The 12041-nt window shown below is 61.6% G+C and carries 14 protein-coding genes and 1 riboswitch; of the genes, 11 read left to right on the top strand and 3 right to left on the bottom strand.

The features are described 5' to 3' along the window. The first annotated feature begins 8 nt into the window (after positions 1 to 8). On the top strand, positions 9 to 398 hold the full coding sequence (locus E0E29_RS00070; RefSeq protein ID WP_130848077.1) for a C-GCAxxG-C-C family protein: 390 nt from the start codon (positions 9 to 11) through the stop codon (positions 396 to 398). A 46-nt stretch (positions 399 to 444) separates the two neighbouring features. Here E0E29_RS00070 and E0E29_RS00065 read toward each other — a convergent pair whose 3' ends face one another. The 3 genes from E0E29_RS00065 to E0E29_RS00055 form a co-directional block, all read right to left on the bottom strand. Continuing rightward, entirely contained in the window at positions 445 to 1539 is a 1095-nt protein-coding gene (locus E0E29_RS00065) for a lysylphosphatidylglycerol synthase transmembrane domain-containing protein (protein WP_130848076.1), read from the bottom strand. Beyond that, positions 1539 to 2639, bottom strand: a complete 1101-nt coding sequence (locus tag E0E29_RS00060) for an MGDG synthase family glycosyltransferase (protein ID WP_130848075.1) — start codon at positions 2637 to 2639, stop codon at positions 1539 to 1541. The genes E0E29_RS00065 and E0E29_RS00060 overlap by 1 nt, the downstream gene beginning before the upstream one ends. 79 nt (positions 2640 to 2718) lie before the next feature. After that, entirely contained in the window at positions 2719 to 3246 is a 528-nt protein-coding gene (locus E0E29_RS00055) for a 4'-phosphopantetheinyl transferase family protein (protein ID WP_130848074.1), read from the bottom strand. 163 nt (positions 3247 to 3409) lie between these two features. Here E0E29_RS00055 and E0E29_RS00050 point away from each other — a divergent pair, with 163 nt between their 5' ends. From E0E29_RS00050 to E0E29_RS00005, 10 genes are all read left to right on the top strand, one after another. Continuing rightward, complete coding sequence (locus tag E0E29_RS00050) at positions 3410 to 4171, top strand: exodeoxyribonuclease III (RefSeq protein WP_130848073.1); 762 nt, start codon at positions 3410 to 3412, stop codon at positions 4169 to 4171. 101 nt (positions 4172 to 4272) lie between these two features. Further along, positions 4273 to 4812, top strand: a complete 540-nt coding sequence (locus E0E29_RS00045) for a stage V sporulation T C-terminal domain-containing protein (RefSeq protein WP_130848072.1) — start codon at positions 4273 to 4275, stop codon at positions 4810 to 4812. Positions 4813 to 4840: 28 nt separating this feature from the next. After that, complete coding sequence (gene thpR / locus E0E29_RS00040) at positions 4841 to 5377, top strand: RNA 2',3'-cyclic phosphodiesterase (RefSeq protein ID WP_165449749.1); 537 nt, start codon at positions 4841 to 4843, stop codon at positions 5375 to 5377. Between the two features lie 10 nt (positions 5378 to 5387). Continuing rightward, positions 5388 to 5774: an SH3 domain-containing protein gene (locus E0E29_RS00035; RefSeq protein ID WP_130848070.1), complete on the top strand. Its 387-nt coding sequence runs from the start codon at positions 5388 to 5390 to the stop codon at positions 5772 to 5774. Beyond that, positions 5774 to 6835, top strand: a complete 1062-nt coding sequence (locus E0E29_RS00030; RefSeq protein ID WP_242622385.1) for a response regulator — start codon at positions 5774 to 5776, stop codon at positions 6833 to 6835. The genes E0E29_RS00035 and E0E29_RS00030 overlap by 1 nt, the downstream gene beginning before the upstream one ends. Positions 6836 to 7495: 660 nt before the next feature. Beyond that, positions 7496 to 7708: a hypothetical protein gene (locus tag E0E29_RS00025; protein ID WP_130848068.1), complete on the top strand. Its 213-nt coding sequence runs from the start codon at positions 7496 to 7498 to the stop codon at positions 7706 to 7708. Positions 7709 to 7757: 49 nt separating this feature from the next. Beyond that, positions 7758 to 7846: riboswitch (cyclic di-GMP riboswitch) on the top strand. Between the two features lie 62 nt (positions 7847 to 7908). Continuing rightward, a complete protein-coding gene (locus E0E29_RS00020; protein ID WP_130848067.1) occupies positions 7909 to 10230 on the top strand; it encodes a hypothetical protein in 2322 nt (773 codons plus the stop codon). Next, entirely contained in the window at positions 10211 to 10393 is a 183-nt protein-coding gene (locus E0E29_RS19155) for a transposase (RefSeq protein WP_207303547.1), read from the top strand. Before E0E29_RS00020 ends, E0E29_RS19155 begins: the two co-directional genes overlap by 20 nt. Continuing rightward, positions 10390 to 10647 (top strand): hypothetical protein, encoded by a 258-nt coding sequence (locus tag E0E29_RS00010; RefSeq protein ID WP_130848066.1) that lies wholly within the window; start codon positions 10390 to 10392, stop codon positions 10645 to 10647. The genes E0E29_RS19155 and E0E29_RS00010 overlap by 4 nt, the downstream gene beginning before the upstream one ends. Then, complete coding sequence (locus tag E0E29_RS00005) at positions 10640 to 11992, top strand: replicative DNA helicase (RefSeq protein ID WP_165449748.1); 1353 nt, start codon at positions 10640 to 10642, stop codon at positions 11990 to 11992. Before E0E29_RS00010 ends, E0E29_RS00005 begins: the two co-directional genes overlap by 8 nt. Positions 11993 to 12041 lie beyond the last annotated feature (49 nt).

Genomic DNA, 12041 nt, shown 5'->3' with positions numbered 1-12041 from the left:
GAATCACAATGGATCTGAAGAAACGGGCGGAGGAGCTCCACCATATTCCGGAGCCCCACTACAACTGTGCCCAAGCCACGTTCATTCCCTTCGCCGAGGAGCAGGGTATGGACCACCATACTATGTACCAGGTGGCGGCTCAGTTCGGCAGCGGGATGCGCCGGGGTTCCGTGTGCGGGGCGGTGACCGGTGGCCTCATGGCCCTGGGACTCCGGGGGGCGGATACCCACACTGCCGCTGAATTCCAGCGCCTCTTCAAGGAGCGTGCGGGGGCTCTGGACTGCGCCCAGCTCCTCCAGAATGCCAAGGAGACGGGGGAGGACCGGAAGGCCCACTGTGACCGCATGGTCCTCACCGCTGTGGAGCTGGTGGAGGAGCTCACTACCGGAAAGAACTAAAAAAGATCCCGTTTTCCAGCCGGAAAACGGGATCTTTTTGTTTTGCTCAGCCCAGTGCAGTCTTCCGCCCGGCCTTGGCCAGCCGGACCGGCGGGACGACGGCGGGCGTCTTAGGGTCCCGGGCCAGGGCCAGGCGGCGGACACTCAGGTGGACGCACAGGGTAATGAGACCGCTGATGAGGAGAAAGCTGTAAAAGCTGATGCCCCGGGCCACCATGACGGCGGGGGTCACCAGACCGGCGCCGAAGAAGAGGGTGAAGGCGTGGAGGGCCACTCCTTCGGCAGCGCCCACGGCGCCGGGCAGGGGGAGGGAGCCCACGGCCAGGGAGACCAGGGCCTGGGTGCCCACCATCTGGAAGAGGGAGGCGCCGCTGAGACCGAAGCCCAGGTATACGGCGTAGGGCACGGCGTAGAGGGCGGTGAGCTGGAGGAAGGTGAGGCCGAGGAGAAGGGGCACCAGGTTCAGGTTGGCCCGGAGGCAGTCGGCCCCCTCCCGGTAGGCCTTCATCTGGCGCTCCAGACCGGCGCGGACCTTATCCTCATGCTTCACCAGGCCAACCCGGACGCCCAGTGTCACCAGGCCGCCAGTGAGGCGGCGGGCGGCGTTGGGGAGGAACATCATGGAGAGCATGCCGGCGGTGAGGACCACCATAACCGCGCCGCCGTAGAGGAGCAGCAGCCCCAGACCACCGCCCAGGGCGGTGCGGACCTGGGGGAGAAGAAAGAAGGAGAGGGCGGCGTAGAGGAAGGTAACGGTCTGGTAGCACACAGCCACCACCATCATGTTGAGGGAGCCGTGGGCGGCGGGGATGCCGTCCTTGGACATGTAGAAGATCTGGGCGGGCTGTCCGCCGGTGGAAGACGGGGTGATGGAGCTGACGTAGAAGCCGGCGAAGGAGTAGCCCAGGCACTTCCGGTAGGGCATATTGTGGCCCAGGCGGCCCAGGATGAGCCTGGAGCACAGGGCCTCACAGCCCACGAAGCAGAACATGAGTCCTAGGCCCAGGACGATGTACCCCGGCCGCACCGAGCGGAGGACCTGGAGCAGGGTGGAGAGGGGCTGCTGCCGCAGGAGGAAGAAGAGGGTGCCGCCAATGAGAGCGGCCAGAAAAGAGAAGCTGAGGATGCGCTTGCGGTCCATCAGAGGGCCTCCTTTCCGGCACCCACGGTGAGGGCGGCCATGAGCCGCTCCAGGCTCTGGGCCTCCAGCTGGCCCTTCAGACGGCGCATGTTCTGCCCCATCCGTGCCAGGGCGATGTCGTCGGTGAGGAGACGGACGATGGCGTCCAGGCAGGCCTCGGGTTCCTTGGGGGCGATGCGGCCGATCTGGTGGCGGATAAGAAAGCGGGCGTTCTCCCGCTCCTGCTGAAGGAAGGGCTCCCAGGCCAGGGTGGGCAGCTCGGAGAAGATGGTCTCGAAGAGGGTAATGCCGCCGGGCTTGGAGAGCATCAGGTCGGCCTGGGCCATGTAGTCGTACACACGGTCGGTGAAGCCCACGACTTCAATGTTCTCGTAGCGGCCGTGCAGACGGTCATAGAGCTTCTGATTGCCGCCGGTGATGATGGTGGTACGCACGCCGGGGATGGCATTCAATTCCTTATAGAACTTGTCCTTTTTGGGCAGCAGGCCCAGGCCGCCTCCCATGATGAGGAGGTGACGCTCCCCCAGACCCCGGCAGCCTCGTTTTGCGGGACGCTTGAACTCCGGCTTCACCGGGATGCCGGTGACCAGGATGCGCTCCGGTTCCACTCCCTTGGCCACCAGACGGTCCCGGATGTCCGGGGAGCCCACCAGGTAACAGTCGGTGGCGTCATTGAGCCACTCGGAGTGGGAGGAGAGGTCGGTGATGCAGGTCACCAGGGGGAGGTCGGAGGAGACCTCCTCCTTGTAGTCGGCCACCAGCCGAGCGCAGAAGGGGTGGGTGGCGATGACGGCGTCGGGCCGCTCCTCCCACAGCAGCTCGCCCAGCTTGTCCTGAAAAAGGTCGGCCAGCAGGGGGCGGGCCTTCAGGGTGGCGTTTTCAGTGGCCTTGTAGTAGATATTGTAGAGACCGCTCCCTCTGGTCACCAGCAGGGAGAAGGCCTTGTAGATGGCCTCAGAGGCGTCGGGAATGGCGTAGGCGGGCAGGTCCACTACCTCCACCTGGGAGCCGGGGAAGGCGCCCAGCAGCTGGAGGCGCAGCGACTGGGAGGCGGAGTAGTGCCCCATACCGAATTTTCCGGTAAGGATCAGGATCTTCATGGCTGTTCCTCCTTCTCTTGATGAGAACAGTATACAGAGAGAACTTTTAGAAAAACCTGTTCCAGTTCTTAAAACTAGCTTAAGAATCGCCGATACATTCTATAAGAGGGCCTGTTTCCGCGGCGCAGAGGGCGGCCCGCCAGCCCTCTCCGGCGTAGGCGGTGAAGGTGAGGCCGTCCAGCCGGGCGTGTTGTCCGGGGTCCAGAAGGGGGACGGCGATGTCCCGGGCCGGGACGGTGAGGCCGGTACCGGTGTACTTCACCCGGGCCTCCTTCAATGTCCACAGGGTGTAGAAATCTTCCCAATGGTTTCCACGGTCCTGGAACCAGGCAAACTCCGTCTCAGATAGGACCTTTTTGGGGAGAAAGGGGCGGCGGGGCCGGACCACCTCGATGTCGGCGCCCACCTCTCCGTCGCTGAGGGCGCACAGGGCGTAGGGGCCGCTGTGGCTCAGATTGAACTGGTATTGGGGCATACTGTGGAAAAAGGGTTTGCCTCTTGGAGCCCGGTCCAGGTCGGGCAGCCCCTCCATGCCCCACACCAGCCCGGCGGAGCGCCGGAGCAGGTCGTGGGCGTCCACATCCTGTGTAAAAAAGAGCCGCAGCATCGGTATCCCTCCCTTGTGCTCCTATTGTACCATGTCCGGGCGGGGCTGCCACCGGGAATTTGTAAAATCGCGGTCTGGCTCTGGTATTCTGGAGGGACATCCTGTACAATGGTGGGTGTAGTCCGGCGCGGTTACGCACCGGGATCACAGGAGGAACAACAGCATGAAATTCATCTCATGGAACGTCAACGGCCTGCGGGCCTGTGTGCAGAAGGGATTTTACGACTATTTTCAGGCATCTGATGCCGACGTTTTCTGCCTTCAGGAGACCAAGATGCAGCCCGGTCAGGCGGAGATCGAGACGCCGGGCTATCTCCAGTTCTGGAACTCGGCAGAGAAGAAGGGCTATTCTGGTACCGCCGTCTTTACCCGGAAGGAGCCTCTGGAAGTGACCTACGACATCGGCGACCCCGCCCACGTGGGCGAGGGCCGGGCCATCACCCTGGAGTTCCCCGAACTCTACCTGGTGACGGTGTACACGCCCAATTCCAAGGACGGCCTGGCCCGGCTGCCCTACCGCATGGAGTGGGAGGACGCCTTCCGGGCCTATCTGAAGGGTCTGGACGAAAAGAAACCGGTGGTGGTCTGTGGGGACCTGAATGTGGCCCATGAGGAGATCGATCTGAAAAACCCAAAAACCAACCGGGGGAACGCAGGCTTCTCCGACGAGGAGCGCGCCAAGATGACGGAGCTGCTCGCCGCCGGCTTTACCGACACCTTCCGCTACCTTAACCCCGACCTCACCGGCGCCTACTCCTGGTGGAGCTACCGTTTCAAGGCCAGGGAGAAGAACGCCGGCTGGCGCATCGACTACTTCCTGGTCTCCGACCGGCTGCGGGAGCGCATTGAAGCCGCCGAGATCCACAGTGATATACTGGGCAGTGACCACTGCCCGGTGAGTCTCACTCTGGCGGATTTGGCGTAGTCCCATTCCAAGTCATTCCAGTTCTCTTCCCTGTATAGGCAAAAGAATCCTGCGGATACTAAGGTCTGTGACCAAATATCACCGCGGGAGGAGAAAGATAGATGAAAGCAACTGGCATCGTACGCCGCATCGATGATCTTGGCAGGGTCGTGATTCCCAAAGAGATCCGCCGCACGATGAGAATTCGGGAAGGGGACCCGCTGGAGATCTACACGGACAAGGACGGCGGCGTCATTTTCAAAAAGTATTCCCTGATGGGAGGGCTGAGCGATTTCGCGCTTCAGCTGTGCGAGAGCCTGAACAAGACCACGGGCCGGGTGGCGGTCATGACGGACCGGGACACCTGTATCGCGGTAGCGGGCGCCGCCCGGCGGGAGCTCACCGACAAGCGGATCTCCGCCGAGCTGGAAAGCATCATGGAGGGCCGTCAGATCTATCAGCACCAGAGCGGGGAGAATCCGCTGCCGGTCTGTGAGGAGAACGACAAGTACCGCCTGGACGCCGCGGCGCCCATCCTGTCCGAGGGAGACGTGCTGGGCAGTGTGCTCTTTGTCTCCCAGGATGGCAGCGCCGCCGGAGAGCCGGAATACAAGCTGGTGCAGATGGTGGCGGCTTTTCTGGGCCGGCACATGGAGAGCTGAACGGCGCAGCGCGTGGGAGGGAGAGAACGTGCGACTGTTTGTGGCGCTGGTCCCGCCGGAGGAGCTCCGGCGGAATCTGGAACGGCAGGGCCGGGGGCTGCGTGCCCTCTGTCAGAGGGGCAGGATGGTTCCCTGGGAGAACATCCACCTCACGCTGGCCTTTCTTGGAGAGACCGACCGCCGTGCCGGGGCAGAGCGAGCCATGGAGCGCGCCACCGGTGCGCCATTTTCTCTCCCCACCACCCGCCCGGGACGGTTTTCCGGCAAAAAGGGAGACCTCTGGTGGATGGGGGTGGAGGAGCGGCCGCCCCTCCTTGCCCTGCGCCGCCGGCTGGTCCGGGCGCTGGTGGAGGAGGAGGTGTGGCTGGACGATGCCAAGTCCTTCCGGCCGCATCTCACTCTGGGGCGTGATCTGAGGCCGCTGCCCGGTGCCGATCTCACGGCCTGGGCCGCCGCCTGCCCCACGTGCACCTGGCGGGTAGAGGAACTGATCCTGATGGAGTCCTGTCGGGACGAGGGCGGCCTGCGCTACATACCGCTGTCTCACCGTCCCATGGGGAAATGAGGAGAGCACAATGGATAAGCAAACATTTCTGGGGCTGCTGGAGGCATCCGGCATCCAGGTCCAGCAGGCGCTGGACCGTTTTATGGGCAATGAGGACCTGTACCTCTCCTTTCTGGCGAAGCTGCCGGGTCAGCTGCATTTTGAGGAGATCCTCCGGGCGCTGGGGGAGGAGGACGAGGATGCGTTCTATATGGGAGTCCACAACCTGAAGGGTTTGGCGGGCAACCTGGGCCTCGTACCCATCCACGACTGTGCCCAGGCCATCCTGGTGGAGTTCCGTGCGTCCCGGTTTCAGCACAGGAACAAGCTGACCGCGCTCACTTGGGAGGCCAAGCGGGAGAGTGAGCACGTCGCGGCGCTGATCGAAGGATACTTTGGAGAGGGGGCCCGGGCGTGATGCGGGACACACTGCTGGTGATCGACGATTCCGAGTTGGATCTGGCCATTTTGAATGAGATCTTCAAGCACCATTTCCAGGTGGAGTGTGTGCTGGATGCCCACCGGGGGCTTACATACCTCAAACACCACCGGGACCGCATCTGTGCTGTGCTGCTGGATATCTGTCTGGGCCGGAGGGGAGCTGGCTTTACAGTTCTCCACCAGCTTCAGCTGGACCGGGACACGGCGGAGCTGCCGGTGATCCTCATCACCACAGACGCCAATGAAAAGGATGTGCGTTCCAGCGTCGAGCGGGGGGCGGCGGACTTCCTGGTAAAGCCGGTGGACCCCCACACGGTCCAGGAGCGGGTGTGCGATGTGGTGCGGAAGTCCTGGCCGCCCAAGTCCACCATTCTGGATCATCCCAAGGAGGAGGAAAACCGACCGGCTGGTGTCCCCGGACGGGCCCTCTTGGTCTCCGAACTGACCTTGGAGGAGTCGGAGGTGCTGGCCCGGCGTTGGTTCGGGAAGCTGGAACAGCTCTGCCGGTTCCGCCCTGTTCTGGACCCTGCACGCTGCCGCCAGCTCGGGGCGCTTTCCGCCTGCCTGGCCGAGGCCTACGTAGAGGGGCATCCGGAGGGTCCCCTGACCGCGGAGGACGCTGCCCTCGTCGGTATGGCGGCGGCCTTTTGTGACATCGGCATGCTGGGCTTGCCCGACCCGGAGAGCCCTCAGGAGGAGGGAGACCCCCGCCACACCGTCCTGGGGTATGAGCTCCTCACGTCGGAGGAGGACGTGCCGCCGCTCCGGTACGGAGCAGAGATCGCCCTCTGGCACCACAGGAACGCCGACGGCTCCGGCTGGCCCCAGGATATGGAGGGCGACGCGCCCCTGAGCGCTATGCTGGTACATACCGCCCTGCGACTCCAGCACTATCTCCATTACTATCAGGGCTATGAGGATGCGCTGGACCGGTCTGCCCGCACCATGGCGGGCGAAGTGGGGAGCGTCATCACCGGGGAGATGTATGAGCTTCTGACTATGGAGCGGCAGCGGCTGCGTGAGGCCCTAGGGCGGTGACGCCCAGTCTGCGGAAAAAAGAAGACGCCCGGATCGATCCAATCGGTCCGGGCGCCTTTTGTCTATGTGGAGGTACATTTTCTCAGAGAACAGCACAACCCCCCGGCCATCCAACGTGACCGGGGGGCTACATCTGATTCTGAATTTCTACCAAATTGTGTACCTCTGACTTTCTACGGATTTTTAACGCGCCCAAAATCCATCGCTTGGGAAAAAGACCTTTGCTGTGCAGTTACCACTCGAACAAGCTGTGACACATTCGGTTCCGTCGTCCGCGATATTTCGCTTGAGGTTTGCCGTGTGCATTCTCACTTCAGTGAGCTTTGTTGGGGAACTTGCTGCGTAGGAAACTTTTTCTTGCTGGTGGGATCTTCAACGCGGTGGGTGCCACCTAGGTTTGACACCCGGGATAAGGACTTCGTCGGATACCGACTAGTTCATCGGACTCACCTCATCCTTTCTGGCTATATAGTACAATATAGCCTCTGGAATGTCAATAGGTTTTGTGAAAAAAACATATAAAATTTTGCGAGGGCGGTTTTGGACGGAGATATAATAAGTATCAAAATTAGAAAGAGCAATTTTTAAAATGTGACCGAAATGTAACCGACGTCGTGTATGATAGTTTCAGTATATGAGGAAGGAGGTCATTGGCCCGGTATGGAGCAAGAAACAGGAGCACGCAGGACCTTTGTAATCCACATCCTCAACCAGCAGAACGCCACATGGCAGGGGACCGTCACTTGGTTGGACGGAAAGCAGACCCGCCCCTTCCGCAGTGCGTTGGAGTTGATTCGGCTGATGGACGGTGTCATCGGCCAGGATGAGAAAGGGGTGGAACCGGCGGGTTCCGGAGACACGAGCGGGGAGTAAACGCCCCCCCGGAAGCAAACAGTCCACGTCAAAGAAAGAGAGCGAAGAACCGAGAGAAAGGCAAACCGTCCGAAAGGGCGGGACGCAAAGCCAGGAGGCTAAAGCGGCGCAAGCCGCCAGGCTCGTCCGGCTGCCGCATCAAAAACTTTCTGAATGAAGGGAGAAAGATCTTGATGTTGGCAAACACGAGGAAAAGAGCAATGGCTCTGCTGCTGACCTTCGCCATGGTGATAGGCATGCTGCCTGTCAGCGCGTTTGCAGCAGAGGAAGGCAACAACGGCACCGTAGAGCTGAAGGTTGGCGAGAGCGTCGACCTGTACGGCATGGAGAGTGCCCAGGGTGACGAGTGGTGGTCGGATGACACTGCTGTCGCCGAGGTGGCAGACGGTGTGGTGACCGGTATTTCCGCCGGCGAGACCACTGTCTATCACCGTTATTATGAGGCCGTGGAGACTCCCACGATGCCTGTACCTACCCAGACAGTCCCGGTGGAGACCCCTGTCCCCACCGATACGGTTGCGCCTACTGACACCGTGGCGCCTACCGACACTGTGCCTCCCAGCGAGACCGTCCCCGCGGAGACGACTCCTGCGGAGACGACTCCTGCGGAGACCACTCCTGCGGAGACCACTCCCGTAGAGGAGACTACTCCTGTGGAGGAGACCACTCCTGTGGAGGAGACCACTCCCGTAGAGGAGACCACTCCTGTGGAGGAGACTGCTCCCGTAGAGGAGACTACTCCTGTGGAGGAGACCACCCCCGTGGAGGAGACCACTCCCGCCGAGGAGACCACTCCCGCCGAGGATAACACTCCTGTAGAGGAGACTACCCCCGCCGAGGATAATACTCCTGCGGAGGACACCGCCGATGACACCGACACCGGCGATGCTGCTCAGGAGAGTGAGCCCGACCCCGCTCCCGCTGCCGATCTTGCTCCGGTCGGCGTGGTTGCTGGCGTGGACGGCGTGTCCGTGCTGCCCGTGTTCCCCGATGAGGCTGAGAGCGATAGTGACGCCGCCCAGGAGGAGACTCCTGACGTGACCGTCACCTACGAGGAGCATGTGGAGTCCTGGACCGTGGTGGTCACTGAGGACGTGGCCATTTCTGGCCATGAGACCTACCAGGGTGTCACCGTGTACGTGGATGCTCCTGCCGGCGCCTTCCCTGAGGGTACTGTGCTGAACATTCGCCCCGTGGTCCAGGAGGCCGCTCCCCTGAGCCTGCTGGATACCATCACCGGCACCGAGGCCGCTGAGGCCACCGCCGAGGATGTGGCCCAGGCCGTGGCTGACGCCATGGAGGATGTGGAAGAGATCGATCCCCTGAGCATGGTGGCCTTCGACATCACCTTCACCGACGCCGACGGCAACGAGCTCCAGCCCGCCGGCGGCCATACCGTCTCCGTGCGGTTCGAGGTGGAGGCTGCCTCCAACCTCATCACCGAGGAGACCGGCGCCCTCCAGGTCTACCACGTGGAGACCGACGAGAACAAGGCTCCCGTGTCCGCCGAGCCTGTGGGCGAGGTCGCCATGGTGGAGGACACCTCCGCTGACCAGACCGTGGAGGTGGAGGCCGACAGCTTCTCCATCTATGCGGTGATGGGAAGGCAGTACAGGAATCTTTCTGTCTCCATTGAGGACGAAATCAATAAGAATGGCTGGTTTGTCGCAACTGCGGATGGCGCGCCTGCGGATGCTGTCTATACCTGGTATCGGAGCTATGATAGTACCAACGATTGGGAGAAAGTTGAAAGCTTCAATATTACTGGGGTCGGCAACAATGTGGATGGGAACCGCCTGAACCCTGCCCTGGACTATAACGCGGCGGAAATCTCTAACAGCGTCCTCCTGTGGTATAAAGTGCAGGTGTCGGATGCGAATGGAAACCTGTTGGGAGAGTCAGATCCCAAACAGGTCCCCTACTACATGGCTCTTCAGAACGGAGACTTTGAGTCCGGGGAGACGCCCTGGAGAACTACCGCAAGTAACAACAGTATTGAGATCGGTGGATACCGAAGAGATATAGAGATTTATGGCACCACGAACGATCGCCCTTCTGGTAAAGCGGGGACCAACGATTCCTTCGCGGAGTTGAACGCTGAGGCTGCTGGTGCCCTCTATCAGGATGTGCTGACGGTGCCCGGCGTTGAGCTGAACTGGGCTCTGGCCCACCGGGCGCGCAACGGCAACGGTATGAGAGATGTGTATGAGAGTGCCACAGATACCATGTATGTGGTGATCATGTCCACGGAGGATGCGGAAAAGCTGCTGGACGGTGTGGACCAAACCCAGCAGCAGAACGTCCTAGACGGAATGATCCAAAGCGTACTGAAGGGTCAGGAGCATAAAAAGGGAGAGTATCAGCTCCAAAGCGGCAATCAACTTGAAGAGAACGTAACCGCCGAGATCTGGAAGATCACAACAACAAGTGAACTTACTAAAGAAACGGTTAGGCCTTGTTTGAAAAATAAAAGTTACACAAGAAACCAAGTTATGCGAAGTTATGAGCATGAAACGATATGAATTAACAAAAGAACAATGGGAACGAATCAAGCCGCTGCTGCCACCGGAAGAAACGGGAAAGCGGGGTCGTCCCCGGAAGGATAACCGGATCATGCTCAACCCTGGAAGCCGGAGCGCTTCGAGGCTTTTTGGAAGTTCTATCCCCGGCATGAGGACCGGGTGAGCGCCGTCCGGGAATGGGACAGGCTCAAGCCGGACGACGCTCTCATCGACACCATTGCCCGGGCCCTCAAGCGGCAGGTGCAGAACAAGGACTGGGCGGTGCCATACGCCTGCCGGTACCTCCGCAACCAGCGGTGGCTGGATGAGCTGCCCAAGGACAGCAAGGCTGCCCCGGCCCGGCCCCAGGCCAGACAGCTCACCGGCTGGCACACAGAGGTCATCGATGGGGAGGAGGTGCTGGTGGAGGATGAGTGAGTATCAAGTCCCCAGCAGTATGGCTGAGCAGAGCATCCTCGGCGCCATCCTCATCACGGACCGGTGCCTCCCGGAGATACAGCGGGAACTGCGGCCGGAGGATTTCCGGCTGGAGGTCAACCGGATGCTCTACGAGGCCATCCTGGCCCTGGAGCGGTCGGGCGGCAAGCTGGACCCGGTTACCATCCTGGACCAGGCCCAGAGAATGGGGGCAAAGGTCTCCTCCCAATACCTGATGCAGCTCATGGAGATCACCCCCACCGCCGCCAACGTGGGGGAGTATGTCAGGATCGTAAAAAAGGACCGGCTGCGGGAGGCCCTGGGGGAGCACGCCGACCGCGTCCGAGCCGGCGTGGACGACCTGGAGGACCCAGACGTTATCCTGGCATCCGCCCAGCAGCGGCTGAATGACTTGGCTGCCCAGGGCAGCGCCGGAAAGCTGGTGAGTCCCAGCGACGGCATCCTGGCCTACTACCGGCAGCGGGAGACCATCGAGGCGGGTGACGCTAAGGGCTATGTCTGTACCGGCTACATGGCACTGGACGAGCTGCTGGGGGGCGGGATGCTCAACTCGGGACTCTACCTGCTGGCCGCCCGGCCAGGTATGGGAAAGACCACCCTGGCCCTCAACATCGCCGACCGGGTGGCCCAGGCGGACCCGGTGCTCTTCGTCTCTTTGGAGATGGACACGGAGCAGCTCTCCGCCAAGCGCATCTCCCGGGAGACCGGCATTCCCTCCCAGAAGCTGCTCATGCAGGCCCTCACCCAGGAGGAGGAGGACCGGGTGGCTGACGTTTCCCGGAAACTGGCCGGGCTGGCCTTCTGGTCCAACGCCGCCCCCACGGCGACGGTGGACGACATCGGTGCCTTGGCTCGAAGCATCGGCGGGCTTCGGCTCATCGTGGTGGACTATTTTGGCAAGATCTTGCCGCCGCCGGCGGCGAGACGGTATGGGCGAGTGGAATACACCACGGAGATCTCCGGGGACTTGAAAAACCTGGCCCGGGCGCTGCACATTCCCATCCTGGTCCTGTGCCAACTGAACCGGGATCTGGAAAAACGTGAGGAAAAGCGCCCACAGCTCTCCGACCTCCGGGACACCGGCGCCCTGGAGCAGGACGCCGACGGCGTCATCTTCCTCTACCGGGAGGACTACTATGCGGCCAGAGAGTCGGTGGACCCCAACGTCCCGTCCGTCCTGGACGTGGACCTGGCCAAAAACCGGCACGGGTCTGTGGGTGGATGCAAGCTGGCGTTCTCCCTGGCCACCAGTAAAATCTCCGGTATGTCCTACCGGCGGAAAACGAAGGAAGAGATCCCCGAACAATTCCGGATCGGAGGTTGACGATGGAGAAACGTAAAATACAGCTGCTGGAGGCGGAGTACCGCCGCCA

Source organism: Intestinimonas timonensis, assembly GCF_900626145.1.
GTDB lineage: Bacteria > Bacillota > Clostridia > Oscillospirales > Oscillospiraceae > Intestinimonas > Intestinimonas aquisgranensis.
This window is presented reverse-complemented; position numbering and strand designations above follow the sequence as displayed.

Coding starts and splice junctions, on each gene's coding strand:
- E0E29_RS00050 (WP_130848073.1), top strand. CDS start 3,410: ATGAAATTCATCTCATGGAACGTCAACGGCCTGCGGGCCTGTGTGCAG.
- E0E29_RS00025 (WP_130848068.1), top strand. CDS start 7,496: ATGGAGCAAGAAACAGGAGCACGCAGGACCTTTGTAATCCACATCCTC.
- E0E29_RS00045 (WP_130848072.1), top strand. CDS start 4,273: ATGAAAGCAACTGGCATCGTACGCCGCATCGATGATCTTGGCAGGGTC.
- E0E29_RS19155 (WP_207303547.1), top strand. CDS start 10,211: ATGAGCATGAAACGATATGAATTAACAAAAGAACAATGGGAACGAATC.
- E0E29_RS00065 (WP_130848076.1), bottom strand. CDS start 1,539: ATGGACCGCAAGCGCATCCTCAGCTTCTCTTTTCTGGCCGCTCTCATT.
- E0E29_RS00020 (WP_130848067.1), top strand. CDS start 7,909: ATGGCTCTGCTGCTGACCTTCGCCATGGTGATAGGCATGCTGCCTGTC.
- E0E29_RS00005 (WP_165449748.1), top strand. CDS start 10,640: ATGAGTGAGTATCAAGTCCCCAGCAGTATGGCTGAGCAGAGCATCCTC.
- E0E29_RS00030 (WP_242622385.1), top strand. CDS start 5,774: ATGCGGGACACACTGCTGGTGATCGACGATTCCGAGTTGGATCTGGCC.
- E0E29_RS00070 (WP_130848077.1), top strand. CDS start 9: ATGGATCTGAAGAAACGGGCGGAGGAGCTCCACCATATTCCGGAGCCC.
- E0E29_RS00055 (WP_130848074.1), bottom strand. CDS start 3,246: ATGCTGCGGCTCTTTTTTACACAGGATGTGGACGCCCACGACCTGCTC.
- E0E29_RS00035 (WP_130848070.1), top strand. CDS start 5,388: ATGGATAAGCAAACATTTCTGGGGCTGCTGGAGGCATCCGGCATCCAG.
- E0E29_RS00060 (WP_130848075.1), bottom strand. CDS start 2,639: ATGAAGATCCTGATCCTTACCGGAAAATTCGGTATGGGGCACTACTCC.